Genomic DNA, 16,696 nt, shown 5'->3' on the forward strand with positions numbered 1-16,696 from the left:
CCCGGCGGCCGGTTCCGGCGTCACCGCGGCCGGCCGCCGTCACGCCGCTGCGCTACCGGGGTTTCAGCCGCCGTCGCGGATCCAGGCCGCGGCGCGGGCCGCCCGGTCGCGTACCGCGGCCAGGTCGTCGCCGAGCACCGTGACGTGCCCGATCTTGCGGCCCGGCCGTACCTGCTTGCCGTACAGGTGGACCTTCGCGTCCGGCAGCTCGGCCATCAGGTGATGCAGCCGCTCGTCGATGCCCATCCCGCCCGGCTGGCCGCCGAGCACGTTGGCCATCACCACCCACGGCGCGGTCAGCCCGGTGGCACCCAGCGGGTAGTCCAGTACCGCCCGCAGGTGCTGCTCGAACTGCGAGGTACGGGCACCCTCGATGGTCCAGTGCGCCGAGTTGTGCGGTCGCATCGCCAGCTCGTTGACCACCAGCCCGGCGTCGGCCGCCCCGTCCGAACCCGGGTCGGTCTCGAACAGCTCGACCGCGAGCACGCCGACCACGCCGAGCTCGTTGGCGATCCGGATGGCCAGCTGCTGTGCCTCGATCGCGCGCGGCTCGGGCAGCCCCGGCGCCGGTGCGATCACCTCCACGCAGATCCCGTCCACCTGCACGGTCTCCACCACCGGGTACGCGGCGACCTGCCCGAACGGCGACCGGGCCACCACCGCGGCGATCTCCCGGCGCAGCGCGACCCGCTCCTCCACGATCAGCGGGGTACCGGCCGCGCGCAGCTCGGTGACCAGCCGCTGCCCCTCGTCGGCCGAGCCGACCAGCCAGACGCCCTTCCCGTCGTACCCACCGCGGGCCGCCTTGAGCACCACCGGCCAGCTCCCGGCGGCGAAGTCCAGCAGGTCCTGCGGGGTGTCGACCGGCGCCCAGCGCGGGCACGGTGCGCCGAGCTTGCTCAGCCGCTCCCGCATCACCTGCTTGTCCTGCGCGCAGATCAACGCGTCCGGGCCGGGGAACACCTTGTACCCCTCGGCGAGCAGGGCGCGGATGTGCTCGCCCGGCACGTGCTCGTGGTCGAAGGTGACCACGTCGGCGCCGGCGGCCAGCTCGCGCAGCGCGGCCAGGTCGGTGTGCGACCCGACCAGGACGTCGCTGGCGACGAGCGCGGCGCCGTCGTCGGCGTTCGCGGCGAGGATCCGCAGGGACTGGCCGAGGGCGATCGCGGCCTGGTGGGTCATCCGGGCGAGCTGCCCGGCGCCGACCATGCCGACCACGGGGAGGTTGGTGCGCGTGTCCATCGGCGCCCAGCCTATGGGCCGCGCCGTACGCACCGGTCGGCGGCTCCGCCCGGGCGCCGGGTATGTCCCCGGCTCCACCCCGGGGTACGGATCGGCGCCCGGTTCGCGCGGCCCGCCCGCCGCCGGGTGCGCGGCAGGCCGGGCGCGGCACTCGGGTGGTGTGGGGCGGCCCCGTGACCGTCCCACACCACCCGCCCCACCCCCGGGGCCGGGCAACGTCATTCGCCCAGCCGGGTCAGCAGCCCGGCCAGGCCACCGATTCGCTCGGGCAGGTCGGCGGTGTGCACCTGGACCGGGGCGATGCCGGGCCGGCCGGCCAGTACGTCGCGCAGCCGGTGCACCGGGTCGGGCAGCCGCCGGTCCACGATCGCGACCGCACGGTCCGGCGCGACCGCGGCGAGCGTCTCGCCGCCCGGGAACGCCGCCCGCAGCGCCTCGGCGACCGCGACCCGGCGCAGCAGCAGCCGCCAGCCGGGCCGCCCGTCCGGCCGGTCCGGCGCATCCAGCGTGACCAGCACCAGCCGGTACCGGTCCGGGACCGGCTCGCCGGTCTGCTCGCTGGCGCGGTACAGCTCGGTCAGCCGGGCCCGCAGGTAGCCGCGGCTGGCCAGTTCGGTGATCGGATCGACGCAGCCGGCGTCGGCCACCACCCGCAGCCACACGTCCGCCCACGACTCCACGAACGCCCGTACCGCCGGCAGCGGTGGTGTGCCGACCGGCAGCGTGCGGTAGAGCGCCGCGAGGTCGTCGAGCGCCTCGGCGAGGCCGACCCCGGCCTCGGCGCGCGCCTGCCCGAGCCCGGCGCAGGCCGGTACCGCGGCGCCGACCCGTCCCGCGCCGTCCGGGATCGGGGCCCTCCCGGCGCCGGGGGTGAACGTCGTGCTGGCCCGGCTCAGCGCCGCGGCCAGCACGTCGACCTCCGGTACCCACCAGTCGTGCGGGCGGCTCCAGCCGGCCGCGACGGACTCCCGACGCCAGGTCTGGCGGATCTGCTCCAGGTTGCGCCCGTAACTCCAGTTGCCCGGCACCCCGGGCACGCTGGTCAACCTGCGGTGGCTGCCTGCCACACCGTCTCCCTCGTCTACGGCACCTGTGGGGGCCGGACACGACGCTGCCGGCACCTGCCGGACGGCAGCCCCCACCGCAGCGCGCGTGACCCCGATGGAGTGACGCGGCAGCGCAAGGATCATGACGCGGATTTGACAGAGATTTTGGGACTGTCGACACGCAACGGCGCAGATGGTGCGTGACTGCGCCGTCACCAAGATCGAGCTGGTCCGTTGAACCGGTAAGCGTGTTTTGTCGGTCAACGCACCGCTCCCACCAGAGAACGGCACGTAATGACTACCTCACCCGATCCGGGGTCGACCGCGTCGGCCGCGGTCGAACGCAGCGACGCCGAACTGATCGCGGCCACCCGCGACGGGGACGCGGTCGCGTTCGGCCTGCTGTACCTGCGCCACGTCGACGCCGCCCAGCGCCTCGCCCGAACGCTGGTCCGGGACTCCTCGGCGGTCGACGACCTGGTCGCCGAGGCGTTCGCGAAGGTGCTGTCGACGCTGCGGGCCGGGCACGGCCCGACCGAGGCGTTCCGCGCCTACCTGCTGACCAGCCTGCGCAACCTGTTCTACGACCAGGTGCGCCGGGACCGGCGGCTGACCGTCACCGACGACATCGGGAAGTACGAGACGGGCGTTCCGTTCACCGACACCGCCAGCGAGGGGCTGGAACGCAGCCTCGCCGCCCGCGCGTTCCGCCGGTTGCCGGAACGCTGGCAGACGGTGCTGTGGCACACCGAGATCGAGGGCGAGAGCCCGGCCGACGTGGCGCCGCTGCTCGGGCTGACCGCGAACGGCGTCTCCGCCCTCGCGTACCGGGCCCGGGAACGCCTCAAGCAGATGTACCTGCAGGAACACATCGCCGGGGAGACCGACACCGCCTGCCGCTGGGCGGCCGAACGGCTCGGTACCCGGGTCCGGGACGGGCTGTCCCGGCGCGAGCGGCACAAGGTCGACGAGCACCTCGCCGCCTGCGCCAAGTGCACCCTGCTCTACACCGAACTGGGCGAGATCAACTCCGGCCTGCGCGAGCTGATCGCCCCGGTCATCGCCGGTACGACCTGGTCGGCCTATCTCGGCCTGGGCAGCGCCGGCAAGGCCGCCGCGGTCGCCGGCACCGGCGTCGTCGTGTGGTTCCAGCACGCCTGGCACGGCGTGCTGCTCTGGCTCAAGGGCCTGTGGACGAAGATCGGCCCGCGCAACGCCGCGATCGGTGGCGGCGCCGCGGTCGCCGTCGCCGTGGTCATCGGCCTGCTGCTCACCTCCGGCTCGGCGCCCCGCCGTCGCACCGGCCGCGCGCCGCCGGCTCGCAGCCCGCCGCGCCGCCCGGCGCCCCGCCCGGCGGTCAGCCGCCAGCAAGCCAGCCGCCGGGGCGCCGCCGGCCACCCAGCACCCGACCGCCGGGCCCACCACCACGCAGCACCACCCGGCGCCGCCGACGAAGCACCAGCCGGCGCCGGCGCAGCCGCCGTACCGGGTGACGCCGCCGAAGCTGAGCACCGGCACGCTGTCGGTCGGCGACACCAACTCGGCACTGCCGATCACGATCAGCAACCCGGCCGGCGGTGGGGGCGGCGGCGACGGCGAGGGGCTGATCCCGCTCGCCGACCCGACCGCGGCACCCAGCGGCACCGCCACACCGCATCCCGCCGACCCGGCGACACCGCATCCGGCGCCCGGCCCACCGCTGCCCACCACGGCCCCGACCGGAAGCACGGTGGCGCCCGCACAACGACCGGCCGGCGGGTACGACACCCCCGGCGGCACGCCGTCGGCCAGCGCCTCGCCGTCGGCGTCGGCGTCGCCCAGCCCGTCCCCGGCCGGGAAACTGACCGTGACCATCACGCTGCCGTCGCCGATGACCGCCGGCAGCACCGGCTCGGCCGGCAACGGCTGGGACTGCACCGGAGCCGAGGCCACCATCACCTGCACCCACGCGCTGCTGCCGGCCGGCGCCAGCAGCACCCTGAAACCCCACGTCGACGTCGGTTCGGTGGCCGGGTTCCAGCCGGTCCGGGTGCGGGTGGCGGTGCCGGGCCAGGCCGTGTCGGAGCGCTTCCCGGTGGTGGTCGCGCCGCAGCAGATGCGCACCGTGTACGCGGCGACCGGGCGGGCACAGCTGGTGTCGGCCGGCAACACGCTGATCCGCGGTACCGCCAGCCGCGGCATCGGGATCCTGCCGATCCCGCTGCCCATCGGGCATCGCGGCCCGTGCGCGATCAACGACGAGTGCTCGGTCGTGCCCTACCACGGGGACGGCGGTGCGTACGCGGCCAGTTCCGGTGCCCGCAGCCGGGCCCGGCTGAGCCTGCCGGCCGGCGCGCACGTCTCGTACGCGCGGCTGACCTGGGCCGGTCGCGGCAGCAAGGGCTCGCTGCCGGCCGCGGTCCGGCTGGTCGACCCGTCCGGCGGGACGCACGGGATCACCGGAGCGGCCACCACCCTCACCGCGGGACGCCAGTACAGCGCGGACGTCACCTCGCTGATCGCCAACGGTGGCGGCGGTACCTGGACGTTCGCCGCCGACGACCTGTTCACCGGTACCGCCGTCGGCGGCGTGTTCGACGGCTGGAGCCTGCAGGTGGTGGTCACCCTGCCGAGCGGCCCGGAGCGCAACGTCGCGGTGTTCGACGGCGCCCAGCAGGTCGGGCAGCAGCTCGTCGCGCGGCTCGGCGCCGGCACCGCAGGTACCGCCCAGGTCGGTTCGACGCTGTGGGACGGCGACCGCCGGCAGGGCAACCAGCTCGGCGACGACACCCTGCGCCTCGGCTCCAGCACCGTCTCCGACGTCGGGCACAGCGCGTCGGCCAGCGCACCGGAGTCGGCCGCCGACCCGAACTGGAACCTGCTCGGTACCGACGTCGCCACCCGCTCCGCGCCGGTGGCCGGCGACGGCGAACTGACCTTCAGCACCGGCCAGGACAAGTTCTACGTCGGCGCCCTGGCCATCGCCGGGCCGGTCAGCTGACCGGCCGGCCCGGCTGATCCGCAGCCCGGCACCCGGCACTGGTGAACCGGGGCCGGGTGCCGCCGCCGAGCGGCGCCGTCACCGCCGGCCACCGGTCACCGCAGCTGGCCGGGTGCGCCGACCCGCCGGGGGCTCCCCCGCCGGCACGGCCAGCCAGTCGGCTGCGCCGGCCCGCCGACGCGGGCAGAGCCGGGAAGACGCCCCCAGGGTAGTCAACACGACACCCAGGGCGATACTTCCTGGCGGATCGGCCGGCCGGGTGAACCGCACCGGGACGTGCCGGCGGGATTCTCGTGCTCACGGCGGGGCGGCCCCGGCCGGTCGGTACTCTCGGCCGGGTGGCGGAGTCGCGAGCGGAGGGCGCGGCAGCAGCCCCGGCGATGGGTGGGCTGCGCGGGCTGTATGCCCGGTTCCGCCAGCTGATCCACGAGGTCGCCAAGTTCGGCGTCGTGGGCGGGGTCAACTTCTTCGTCGACATCGGCCTCTACAACGTCTGCGAGTCGCTGCTCGGGCTGGGCCCGCTGACCTCCAAGACGATCTCGGTGACCGTGGCGGCCACCCTCGCGTTCGTCGGCAACCGGTACTGGACGTGGCGCAACCGGCCGCGCACCAACCTGGCCCGCGAGTACTTCCTCTACTTCGTGATGAACGCGGTCGGCCTGCTGATCTCCCTGCTGTGCCTGGGCTTCAGCTACTACGTCCTCGGCGAGCAGTGGCCGGCGGTGTTCCGGACCACGCTGGCGAACAACATCTCCGGTTCGATCGTGGGTACCGCGCTGGGTACGCTGTTCCGGTTCTTCGCCTACCGCAAGTGGGTGTTCCTACCGGCCCACGACCCGGGCGTCGACCCGGCGACCGGCCTGCCGGAGCCGGCCGACGGCGAGCACGGAAGCCAGCCCGAATAGCGACCAGGAACCGACCGACGCCGAGCGGGCCGACCAGCCCGGTCGGCGGCCGGCCGAGGGCCGGTCGCGCCGAGTCGCAAGCCCGGAGTAGCAGTGACCGCAGCACGTTCCGGCACCGGCCAGGTGCCCGAGTGGTACTACGAGGACCTCGTCCCCGGCCGTAGCTTCGACCTCGGCGAGACCGTCGTGGACGGCACCGAGATGCTCGCGTTCGCGCAGCGCTTCGACCCGCAGTGGTACCACGTCGACGAGAGGCTCGCCGCGGACAGCGAGTACGGCGGGCTGATCGCGAGCGGGTGGTTCACCGCCTCGCTGTTCATGCGCGGCTACGTCGACCGGGTACTGTCCCGCGCCGCCGCCGCTGCCTCCCCGGGCCTGGAGGAGCTGCGCTGGAAGGCGCCGGTACGCGCCGGCGACACGCTGACCGGTGAGCTGCACGTGCTGGACCGCTCCCCCTCCGCGACCCGGCCCGACCTCGGTACCGTCCAGCTCGCCGGGTCGCTGTCTCGCCGGGGCACCGGCGGCGAGCCCGACGTACCGGTGCTGCTGCTGCGCTTCCGCGGCTGGTTCACCCGCCGCCCGAGCTGACCCCGCCGCCCCACCCGCCCGCAGCGCGGGAGCGAGGCAGGTCCCTGGTCGGCGCGGACCGAGCCTGCATAGGGTGAGCGGATGGCGATCGGCGATGCGGAGTTGGCGGTGGCGGCGGCGCAGGCCGGTGCCCTGATCGTCCGCGAGCGGTACGGGACGGCGCTGGCCCGGCACGACAAGGGCGGCGGCGACTTCGCGACGGCCGCCGACATCGAGGCCGAGCGGGCGATCCTGGACATGCTGCGGTCGGCCCGGCCGGACGACGCGGTCACCGGGGAGGAGTCCGGTGACAGCGGCCCCGCCGGCGCCGAACGCCGCTGGCTGGTCGATCCGCTGTGCGGCACCCTCAACTACGCCGCCGGCACCATGCTGGTCGCGGTGAACGTCGCACTGCGAACCGCCGGCGCGACGATCGCGGCGGTGGCCGATCCGTTCACCGACGAGGTGTTCTGGACCGACGGCCGCCGCGCCGCGGTGCGCCGGGCCGGCGGTGACGAACCGCTGGCCCCGTCCGGCGAATCGCGGCTGGTGGACGTCAACCTGGATCCGCCGTTCCCGAACGGGGCGCGGTTCCGCGCGGTCCGGCTGCTCGCCGATGCCGGCTTCGCCGAACGCTTCCGCCCGCGGGTGCTGTCCACCAGCCTGCCGCTGACCTGGGTGGCGGCCGGCCGGCGCGCCGGGTACGTGACGGACGGCGGGCTGGCGTCCGGGGTGCACGGTGCCGCCGGTGTCGCGCTGTGCCAGGCGGCCGGCTGCGTGGTCACCGGGCTCGACGGTGCCCCGCTCGGCAGCGGGATCGGTGGCCTGGTCGCGGCCGCGGACGCCGGGACGCACGCCGCGCTGATCGACCTGATCGCCGGCCAGCCGGTGGACGCCTGACGCCCGCCCGGAACGCCGCGCGGCGACGGGGCCGGCGCCGCCGAGCGGGCGACTCCCCGACGGCCGCTCAGGCGTCGGCGCGGCTGTCGTCCTGCTCGACCAGCTGGTAGAGCACGCCGTGGGTACGCTCGACGTGCGGGACGTCCTTGAGCACGATCTGGCCGTGCTCGCCGGCCGACTCGATCACCAGCGTGCCGCAGCCGAGCATCCGCTCGAACAGGTTGTGCTCGAACGACACATCGTTGATCCGGTCCAGCGGGATGTCGCGGCCCTTGCGCGAGATCACCCCGGAACGCAGCAGGATCCGGTGCGTGGTGAACACGTAGTGCGTGGTGGCCCAGGTGATCAGCCGCCGCAGCGGGTAAATGACGAGCAGCAGCACCGCCAGCCCGAGGATGATGTAGCGCAGGATCTGCCACGGCGCGTACACCACGCCGGCGATCGCGGCGGCCAGCACGAGCAGCGTGAACAGGAACGCACCGACCAGGCGCTTCCAGTGCGGATGCAACCGCAGCGCGACCCGCTCCTCGGCGACGAGCAAGTTCTCCGGGAAACCCACGACGACCTCCTGCCGCACCGACCGATTCCCCGGGAAATCTAGTCGACTCGCGCCAGTGCCGCCCGGCGAGCGCCCGGGTACGGTCAGTGCACCCGGAGCTGGTCGTGCCCGGTGAGCTGGAGGACGACGTCGACGTCGGTCGGCGCCAGCCCGGTCGTCCGGGTGAACCGGGCCAGGCTCTCCGACAGGTACGCCTGCACGTGCGGCACGTCGGCGTCGGCACGCAGCTCCAGCCGGGCGTACACCCGAGGTTCGGCGGCGTCGCCGCCGAGTGCCACGCTGACCCGCCGTACCTTCGGGTGCCGGGCCAGGTCGCGCTCGATGCCGTGCACCAGCGCCACCGCCCGTACCCGGGTGCGCCCCGGCCCGGGGGCCCGCCCGTTCCCGCTGCCGTCGGCACCGGCACCCGCCCCCGGCGCGACCGCTTCCTCGCCGGGCCCCGGCCCGCCCGGCGCATCGGCGCCGCGGCCGACACCATCCGGCGCATCGGCGCCGCGGCCGACATCATCCGGCGCGTCGGCGCCCACCACGGGATCGGTGAGCAACAGGTCCGGCATCGGACGGCCGCGGCCGGAGACGAGTTGCGCGCGCACCAGCAGCACCCCGAGCGCGGCCAGCAGTACGCCGGCGAGGGCGGTGACGATCCAGGCGGTGGTGCCCCAGTCGTGCCAGCGGTCGCGCACCGCGGCGGGCAGCAGCCGGGTCGACGAGTCGACGGCGGGTACCAGGCCGAGTCCGGCGACACCGACGGCGAGCCCACCGACCAGCAGTACGGCCCCGACGATCGCGAACAGGACCCGGTTGCCGCGGTCCATCACGCCACCCGCCGGGGCCGGCGCATCGACACCCGCAGCTTCACCGGCAGCGGCGCCGCGATCCGGTCCAGCTGGCCCGCCACCACCTCGCGTACCTGGCCGCGCGAGTCGCCGCGCCCGCGCGGGCTGACCGTCAGCCGCCACCGGGATCGCTTGCCGCGCAACCGCGCGGTGGTCTCGCCGACCCCTGCGACGGCATCGACCGCGACGCACAGCTGGCGCTCCACCGAGCGCCGGTACACCGACCAGCGCACCGGCTCGGTCCCGGTGCGGCGGCGGATCGCGAGCAGCCGCGGCGCCCACGGCCGTACCTGCACGAACAGCAGCAACAGGCCGACCGCGGCGACCGCGAAGGCGATGGCCAGCACGATCGGATCGCCCAGCGTGCTGCGCTGCAACGGGGCCAGCCAGGTGTCGAACCGGATCAGCCACGGCGGGCGACCGACCGCGGCCAGCACCGCCTCTGCGGCGAGCAGCAGGCCACCGGCCAGCAGCGCCAGCCCGAACAACAGCGCCAGCAGCCGGTTGACCAGCCGCATCACGACGCCCCGGTACCGAACGGGCCGGAACGCAGCGCGCTGTCCTCCACGTCCTCGACGACGACCTCGACCCGGCGCCGGTCGTCGGCGCCGGACAGCACCGCGCCGACCGCGTGCACCACGCCGGTGATCACCGGCTCCAGCGGGAACCGGTCGACCGCGATGTGCACCGACACCGCGGTGCTGCCGAGCCGCACGCCGGGCACGGTCCCGCCGGGAACGTGCGTGACCGCCGGGATCAGCCCGCCGGCGACCAGCCGCGACACCCCCGGCGTGGCACCGGCAGCGGCGGCGACGGCACGGGCCAGCGCGACCCGATCCGAACCGACCACGTCACTGCACCCGCGGCTGGCTGGGCTCGCTGGTCTCCTGGCCCTCGACGTAGATGTCGTCGACGTTGATGTTCACCTCGACCACGCGCAGCCCGGTCATTCCCTCGACCCGTTCGATCACGTTGTTGCGCACCGCCTCGGTCACCTCGACGATGTTCTGCCCGTACCAGGTGACCAGGTCCAGGTCGACCGCGGTCTCCCGCTCGCCGACCTCCACGGACACGCCCTGCGCGGCGGCGTCGACCTCGTTGCTGCCGGGCACCAGGGAGCGCAACTGCCCCATCCGGCGCGCGAACCCGGTTCCCATCGAGTACACGCCGGGTATCTCCCGGGCGGACAAGCCGGCGATCTTCGCGACCACCCCGTCCGCGATCCGCGTCTGGCCGTGCTCGGTGGTCAGCGCGGCATGGCTGGGGGGCGCGCCCGGCGCCGATCCGGTGCGCCGCGGCCCGCCCGTGGCGCCGCTGCCCGCACCGGTGCCCGCGCCGCCACCGTCCCGCTCCGCCGCCGTGGTCGACGAACTGCTCGCCATCACCGGACCCCTTCCCGTCGCCTACCACATCCGTTGCCACATCTGGCCCGCCACCGGTCGAGATGCCGGGCCCACCCGGCACGATCGAACCGTCAGCGGGGCCGCTTCGACGAGCCGAACCGGTCGGTCAGGTCACCGAGGCTGATGTCGCCTTCCAGTACCCGCACGATCACGTAGCCGACGAGCCCGGCGGCGACCCCGCCGACCGCGACGAGGAAGCCGACGCTCGCCCACAGCCAGGCGATCAACAGCCCGACCAGGAAGGCGTACTGCCGGTGGGACATCACTCCTCCTCGCCGCCGCGGCCCGGCCGTTCCCGTGTCACGGCAGGTTGGTACCAGCGTGATCCATTTCCGCAGGCGACGCGGCCGAATCCAGCAATTGCCGCCCAGGACGGGTGGTCCGGCCGAGCCGGAGCGCGCTGTCACCGGCGGAGCGCGCCGTGGGAGCGGAGCGCGCCGTGAGCGACGGGGTCAGGGGGTGGCGGGGCGAACGTGAGTGACGTCGCCGGCGGCGAGCGGGACCGTGCGACCGTCCTCGGCGGTGACGACCAACCGGCCGTCGTCGTCGACGTCGACGGCCCGGCCGACCAGGGTGTCGCCGTCCGGCAGCGCCACCCGTACCTGGCTGCCGAGCGTGCCGCTGGCCTGCCGGTACGCGGCGGCGAGGCCGCTGCCGACCGGATCACCGTCGGCCGCCCGGTACCGCCCGTACCAGTCGGCCAGCCCGCGCAGCAGCGCTCGCAGCAGCGGATCCCGGTCGGTGCAGGTACCGCCGGCGAGCGCGAGCGAGGTCGCGTCGGCGCGCGGCAACTCGTCGGCGCGCAGCGTCACGTTGAGCCCGATGCCGAGCACCACCGCCGGGCCGTCGCCGGCCGGGTCCGGCACCATCTCGGCGAGGATGCCGGCGCACTTGCCCGTCGCCGGCTCCCCCGCCGGCCCGACGAGCAGGTCGTTCGGCCACTTCACCGCGGCCGACACCGCCGCCAGCCGGTGCACCGTGTCGCGCAGCGCGACCGCGGCGAGCAGGGTGAGCCAGCCGTACCGGGCCGGCGGCACGGGCCGGTGGCCGTCCGGGTCGGTGCGGCCGGGCCGGAGCAGCACGCTGACGTGCAGTCCGGCCCGCGCCGGCGAGGTCCAGGTGCGCCCCAGCCGGCCCTTCCCGGCGACCTGCTGCTCGGCGACCAGCACCAGCCCCTCGGGCGCCCCGCCGGCCGCGGCGGCGGCCACGTCGGTGTTGGTCGAGCCGGTGCTCGGCACCACCCGTACCTCGGTCCACAGCCCGCCGGGGCGCACCAGCACCCGCGCCAACGCCTCCGCCGACAGCGGCGGCCGTCCCAGATCCGAGTACGCCGAACTCATCCGCCCAGGCTACGACCCGTCCCGGGCCGGGCCGCCGCCGATCTTGGCTTCGCGCCCGGAACGCGGGCACGACCCTCGATCGGCGGCTTGGCTTCGCGCCCGGAACGCGGGCACGGCCCTCGATCGGCGAGGCGGGCGGGCACGACCCCCTCGATCGGCAACGGGAACGGGCCGGGGACCCGATCGGCGCGGCGGTCAGTCGAGCAGTTCGACGTAGCCGTCGGTGCCGTGCACCCGGATGCGTTGCCCGTCGCGGATCAGGCGGGTGGCGTCCTGGACCCCGACGACGGCCGGCAGGCCGTACTCCCGGGCGATCACCGCGCCGTGCGTCATCAGCCCACCGACCTCGGTCACCAGGCCACCGATCCCGACGAACACCGGTACCCAGCTGGGGTCGGTGAACGTGGTGACCAGGATGTCGCCGGCGGCGAGGTCGGCCTGCGCCATGTCCAGCACGACCCGGGCCCGCCCTTCCACGGTGCCGGCGGAGACCGCGATGCCGGCGAGCGCGTCGGCCGGCACGTCGTCCCGGCGGTACGCCCCGGCGACGGCCTCGCCGTCCGAGGTGAGCACCCGTGGCGGGGTGAGTGCCTGGTACCGCGCGAAGTCCGCCTTGCGCTGCCGGATCAGCTCGGCGTCGGCCCGGTGGGTGCGCACCACCTCCTGCAACTCGGCGACCGTGAGGTAGTGGGCGTCCGTCGCGTCGGGCAGCACGCCGGCGTCGACCAGCCGGTCGGCCTCCCGCATGATCGCCCGCTTGTACAGCAGGTAGCGGCTGACCATCGCGTACTTCGGGTACTCCCGGTAGCCGGTGAAGGTGCGGACCCGGTCGATCATCCGCTTGGTCTCGGCGGCGCGTTCGGCCCCGTCCGGCAGCGCGCGCAGCCGGGCCAGCACGTCCCGCTCGAACTCCGCCGCCTCCCGCCGCCCCTGCTCGAACCGCCGCGCACCGGCGCCCGGTTCGAACCCGCGGACGTTGGCGAGGATCGCGGCGATCAGCATGCTCGGCCGTTCGCTCCACCGCGGCCGGGTGATGTCCACCTCGCCGGGGCAGCGCATCCCGTACCGGTCGAGGAAACCGCGGATGGCGTCGTACGCGTCCCGGCCGCCGGGCAGCGCCGGCAGTTCGGCCAGGAAGCCGTCGTCGTCGACCTGCTCCAGGAACGCCACCACCTCGGGGTGAGCCCGGATCACGTCGGCGACGTCCAGCAGCGCCAGCCCCATCTCGGCGGTCACGTTGCCGGGTACCGACTGGCTGAGCGTGTCGGCCGCGTTCGTGACGCCGAGCCAGTCGGCCAGGTGGTCGTTGAGCCACCAGGCGGCCTCCATCGCGGCCATGATCACCTGATGGCTGCGCGGCCCGAACAGGGTCGGTTTCAGCTCGCCCGTCAGGTCGGTCCTGATGAAGTCGAACAGTTCCGGCCCGGTCCGGGTCGGGATCTCGCGCCGCAACTCCTCGATCGACCGGCGGCTCCGCTCGACCAGTTCGTCCACGACGGCCGGATCGGTGGGCAGCGGGGCGGGCGGCTCGGCAGGGGCCGGCGGCGGGTCGGTGGGCTTGGCGGCCGGCGCCGGCGGGACGAAGTCGCCGCGGTCCAGGATGGTGCGCAGCGCGTCGCCGGTCAGCGGGTCGGACCGGCTGACCATCGCCACCGTGGCGCCGTCCGGCGCCGCCAGGATGCGGGTGGCGTCCACGAACAGCCGACCCCCGGCCTCGTGCATCGGCCCGGCCGCGGTCAGCTGCCACATCGAGATGCCCAGCGGCTTCCAGGCATCGGTCATCATCTGCTGGTGCCCGACGGACAGGAAGACGTGGTTCGCGCCGTCTCCGGCCACCGCGGGGATGGGGAACAGCGTGGTGATGGGCCGGCTCTGCACGACCTGGAAGTCACCCTCGGGACCGACCGAGCTGGCACTGTCGGCGCCGCCGACACCGTCGGCGGCGCCGACCGAGCCGGCACCGTCGGTGAGGCACCATTCGATGTCCTGCGGGCAGCCGAAGTGTGCCTCGATCCGCCGGCCGAGCCGGGCCAGCCGCAGCACCTGCTCGTCGGTGAGTACCGGTTGGTGCCGCCGGCCCGGCTCGACCTCCCGTTCCTCGGTGCCGCCGGCCGACGTGGCGTGCAGCGCGTGCTGTTTGGTGGCGATCGTGCGGTCCAGCACCTCGCCGTCCCGCACGGTGTAGCGGTCCGCGTTCGCCTGGCCGGACACCAGCGCCTCGCCGAGGCCGAGGGTGGCCTCGATCGAGATCACCTTCCGGTTGCCGGTGATCGGGTCGGCGGTGAACAGCACCCCGGCCGCCTGGGCGGCGACCATCCGCTGGACCACCACCGCCATCCGAACCGTCCGGTCGCCGAACCCGTTGCGCAGCCGGTAGGTGACCGCCCGCTCGGTGAACAGGGACGCCCAGCACCGGGCGACGTGCCGGAGCACCTCCGGGCCGGCGATGTTCAGGTAGCTGTCCTGCTGGCCGGCGAACGACGCGGTCGGCGAGTCCTCCGCCGTCGCGCTGGACCGCACGGCGTAGCCGGCCCGGTCGCCGAGCCGGACGAGTCGCGCCTCGATCGCCGCCGCCACCTCGGCCGGCACGGTGATCTTCTCGATTTCTCGCCGGATCTCCGCGCTCAGCGCGCGGATGCCGTCCTGGTCCCCCGGTCCCAGCCGGGCCAGCCGCTCGATTCCCGCCCCGACCGACGGCGCCGTGGACAGCGCCCGGTCGAAGGCGTCGGTCGTCACGCAGAAGCCGTCCGGTACCTGGACGCCGTCGATCCGGGTGAGTTCCCCCAGGTGCGCGCCCTTACCGCCGGCGCGACCCCGCTGCGTCCGGTCGATGTCGTGAAGGCTCGACACGTATGCCAATTCCGCCCGCTCCTCAATGGTGTTCCAGCACGTGGCGGCCGATTATGACGCAGAAATCGGCTGGCCATGAGCGGCACTTTTCGGGTATAAAATGAGAGTGGGGCAAGGGGCGCACCGGATTCGGGCGCCCTTTTTCTTTCCCCCGCAAATCACGCACCACCGGCCGGCCCGGCGGGCCGGAAGGCGGCCGGCGTTAGGCTGCCCGGCGTGAGTGCAGACGTGAGCGAACCGGGGCCGGACATCCACACCACCGCGGGCAAACTCGCCGACCTGTCCCGCCGTACCGACGAGGCGGTGCACGCGGGCTCGGCGCGGGCGGTGGAGAAACAGCACGCGAAGGGCAAGAAGACCGCCCGGGAGCGGATCGACATGCTGCTGGATCCGGGCTCCTTCACCGAGCTGGACGAGCTTGCCCGGCACCGTTCGGTCAACTTCGGCATCGCCGCCAACCGGCCGTACGGGGACGGCGTCGTCACCGGGTACGGCACCGTCGACGGCCGGCCGGTCGCGGTGTTCAGCCAGGACTTCACCGTGTTCGGCGGCTCGCTGGGCGAGGTGTACGGCGAGAAGATCTGCAAGGTGATGGACCTGGCCGCGAAGACCGGCTGCCCGATCGTCGGCATCAACGACGGCGGCGGCGCGCGGATCCAGGAGGGGGTGGTCGCGCTCGGCCTGTTCGCGGAGATCTTCCGGCGCAACGTCAAGGCGTCCGGGGTGATCCCGCAGATCTCGCTGATCCTCGGCCCGGCGGCCGGCGGCGCGGTCTACTCCCCCGCCATCACCGACTTCACCGTGATGGTCGACCAGACCTCGCACATGTTCATCACCGGGCCGGACGTGATCAAGACGGTGACCGGCGAGGACATCGGGTTCGAGGAGCTCGGCGGGGCACGCACGCACAACACGAAGTCGGGCAACGCGCACTACCTGGCGAGCGACGAGCAGGACGCGATCGACTACGTCAAGCAGCTGCTGTCGTACCTGCCGGGCAACAACCTGGACGAGCCGCCGGTCGACCCGGTCGAGCCGGCGGCCGCGGTGACCGACGCCGACGCGGAACTCGACACGCTGATCCCGGACTCCGACAACCAGCCGTACGACATGCACACGGTGATCCGGCACGTGCTCGACGACGGCGAGTTCTGCGAGGTGCAGGAGCTGTACGCGGGCAACATCGTGTGCGGCTTCGGCCGGGTCGACGGGCATTCGGTCGGTGTGGTCGCGAACCAGCCGATGCAGTTCGCCGGCTGCCTGGACATCGGCGCGTCGGAGAAGGCGGCCCGGTTCGTGCGCACCTGCGACGCGTTCAACGTGCCGATCCTGACGTTCGTGGACGTGCCCGGTTTCCTGCCCGGTACCGACCAGGAGTGGAACGGCATCATCCGGCGCGGCGCCAAGCTGATCTACGCGTACGCGGAGGCCACCGTCCCGCTGATCACCGTGATCACCCGCAAGGCGTACGGCGGGGCGTACGACGTGATGGGGTCCAAGCACCTGGGTGCGGACCTGAACTTCGCCTGGCCGACCGCGCAGATCGCGGTGATGGGCGCCCAGGGCGCGGTGAACATCCTGCACCGGCGCACCCTGGCGGCGGCCGACGACCCGGATGCGAAGCGCGCCGAGCTGATCACCGAGTACGAGGACACCCTCTGCAACCCGTACGAGGCGGCCGAGCGCGGCTACGTCGACGCGGTGATCCCGCCGTCCCGGACCCGGGTGGCGATCTCCCGCGGCCTCGCGATGCTGCGCGGCAAGCGGGAGACCAACCCGCCACGCAAGCACGGCAACATCCCGCTGTAGCAACGGAACTGGAGTGTCCATCGTGGAGGAACCGATCCTGCGGGTGGTGCGCGGCGAGCCGACCGCGGAGGAACTCGCCGCGCTGGTCACCGCCCTCGCGGCGGTACCGGCCGGGGCGCCCGCCGCGACACCGGCGCCGCGGTCGCTGTGGCGGGACCCGGCGGCTCGGCTCGGCGTGGCCCGGCGCGGCCCGCTCGCCTGGGCCGCCAGCGCCCGGCCGCGCTGATCCCGGCGCCGGCAGCGCTGACCCGGCCCCGCT

General features: G+C 74.2%; 16 protein-coding genes and 1 pseudogene. 7 read left to right on the plus strand and 10 right to left on the minus strand.

Annotation, left to right across the window (positions count from 1 at the left end):
* Window positions 1-63: 63 nt before the first annotated feature.
* Together Athai_RS24560 and Athai_RS24565 are read right to left on the minus strand one after the other, a co-directional pair.
* The gene (locus Athai_RS24560) at window positions 64-1,242 is read right to left on the minus strand and encodes a 5-(carboxyamino)imidazole ribonucleotide synthase (protein ID WP_203963685.1); all 1,179 of its coding nucleotides are present in this window, start codon (window positions 1,240-1,242) and stop codon (window positions 64-66) included.
* Between the two features lie 218 nt (window positions 1,243-1,460).
* The gene (locus Athai_RS24565) at window positions 1,461-2,309 is read right to left on the minus strand and encodes a hypothetical protein (protein ID WP_203963686.1); all 849 of its coding nucleotides are present in this window, start codon (window positions 2,307-2,309) and stop codon (window positions 1,461-1,463) included.
* A 273-nt stretch (window positions 2,310-2,582) separates the two neighbouring features.
* On the opposite strand from Athai_RS24565, the pseudogene Athai_RS34405 reads away from it, so the two are divergent.
* From Athai_RS34405 to Athai_RS24585, 5 genes and pseudogenes are all read left to right on the plus strand, one after another.
* Window positions 2,583-3,236, plus strand: a pseudogene (locus Athai_RS34405) (RNA polymerase sigma factor); the annotation flags it as partial.
* Window positions 3,237-4,158: 922 nt separating this feature from the next.
* Entirely contained in the window at window positions 4,159-5,268 is a 1,110-nt protein-coding gene (locus Athai_RS34410) for a hypothetical protein (RefSeq protein ID WP_239157142.1), read from the plus strand.
* A gap of 338 nt (window positions 5,269-5,606) precedes the next feature.
* Window positions 5,607-6,173, plus strand: a complete 567-nt coding sequence (locus tag Athai_RS24575; protein ID WP_239157143.1) for a GtrA family protein — start codon at window positions 5,607-5,609, stop codon at window positions 6,171-6,173.
* Window positions 6,174-6,266: 93 nt separating this feature from the next.
* Window positions 6,267-6,761 carry a MaoC/PaaZ C-terminal domain-containing protein gene (locus tag Athai_RS24580; RefSeq protein ID WP_203963687.1) on the plus strand — a complete coding sequence of 165 codons (495 nt, stop codon included), beginning with the start codon at window positions 6,267-6,269 and terminating at the stop codon, window positions 6,759-6,761.
* Window positions 6,762-6,842: 81 nt separating this feature from the next.
* Window positions 6,843-7,640, plus strand: coding sequence for an inositol monophosphatase family protein (locus tag Athai_RS24585; RefSeq protein ID WP_203963688.1), 798 nt, complete (start codon window positions 6,843-6,845; stop codon window positions 7,638-7,640).
* 67 nt (window positions 7,641-7,707) lie between these two features.
* On the opposite strand, the gene Athai_RS24590 is transcribed toward Athai_RS24585, so the two are convergent.
* The 8 genes from Athai_RS24590 to Athai_RS24625 all read right to left on the minus strand — a co-directional run bounded on the left by Athai_RS24590 (window position 7,708) and on the right by Athai_RS24625 (window position 14,628).
* Complete coding sequence (locus tag Athai_RS24590) at window positions 7,708-8,217, minus strand: PH domain-containing protein (protein WP_239157144.1); 510 nt, start codon at window positions 8,215-8,217, stop codon at window positions 7,708-7,710.
* Window positions 8,218-8,282: 65 nt separating this feature from the next.
* Entirely contained in the window at window positions 8,283-9,014 is a 732-nt protein-coding gene (locus tag Athai_RS34900; protein ID WP_203963689.1) for a hypothetical protein, read from the minus strand.
* Window positions 9,014-9,553, minus strand: a complete 540-nt coding sequence (locus tag Athai_RS24600) for a DUF6286 domain-containing protein (protein ID WP_239157463.1) — start codon at window positions 9,551-9,553, stop codon at window positions 9,014-9,016. The genes Athai_RS34900 and Athai_RS24600 overlap by 1 nt, the downstream gene beginning before the upstream one ends.
* Window positions 9,553-9,885, minus strand: a complete 333-nt coding sequence (locus Athai_RS24605; protein WP_203963691.1) for a hypothetical protein — start codon at window positions 9,883-9,885, stop codon at window positions 9,553-9,555. Before Athai_RS24605 ends, Athai_RS24600 begins: the two co-directional genes overlap by 1 nt.
* A 1-nt stretch (window position 9,886) precedes the next feature.
* On the minus strand, window positions 9,887-10,417 hold the full coding sequence (locus Athai_RS24610; RefSeq protein WP_203963692.1) for an Asp23/Gls24 family envelope stress response protein: 531 nt from the start codon (window positions 10,415-10,417) through the stop codon (window positions 9,887-9,889).
* Between the two features lie 92 nt (window positions 10,418-10,509).
* Complete coding sequence (locus Athai_RS24615; protein ID WP_203963693.1) at window positions 10,510-10,701, minus strand: hypothetical protein; 192 nt, start codon at window positions 10,699-10,701, stop codon at window positions 10,510-10,512.
* A 189-nt stretch (window positions 10,702-10,890) separates the two neighbouring features.
* On the minus strand, window positions 10,891-11,778 hold the full coding sequence (locus Athai_RS24620; protein ID WP_203963694.1) for a biotin--[acetyl-CoA-carboxylase] ligase: 888 nt from the start codon (window positions 11,776-11,778) through the stop codon (window positions 10,891-10,893).
* Window positions 11,779-11,973: 195 nt separating this feature from the next.
* Window positions 11,974-14,628, minus strand: a complete 2,655-nt coding sequence (locus Athai_RS24625) for a phosphoenolpyruvate synthase (protein ID WP_239157145.1) — start codon at window positions 14,626-14,628, stop codon at window positions 11,974-11,976.
* A gap of 216 nt (window positions 14,629-14,844) precedes the next feature.
* Between Athai_RS24625 and Athai_RS24630 the strand changes: the two genes are divergently transcribed.
* Entirely contained in the window at window positions 14,845-16,437 is a 1,593-nt protein-coding gene (locus tag Athai_RS24630; RefSeq protein ID WP_239157146.1) for an acyl-CoA carboxylase subunit beta, read from the plus strand.
* Between the two features lie 13 nt (window positions 16,438-16,450).
* Window positions 16,451-16,663: an acyl-CoA carboxylase epsilon subunit gene (locus Athai_RS24635; RefSeq protein ID WP_239157147.1), complete on the plus strand. Its 213-nt coding sequence runs from the start codon at window positions 16,451-16,453 to the stop codon at window positions 16,661-16,663.
* The last annotated feature ends 33 nt before the right edge of the window (window positions 16,664-16,696 follow it).

It is taken from the genome of Actinocatenispora thailandica (genome assembly GCF_016865425.1).
In the GTDB taxonomy this organism is placed as follows: domain Bacteria; phylum Actinomycetota; class Actinomycetes; order Mycobacteriales; family Micromonosporaceae; genus Actinocatenispora; species Actinocatenispora thailandica.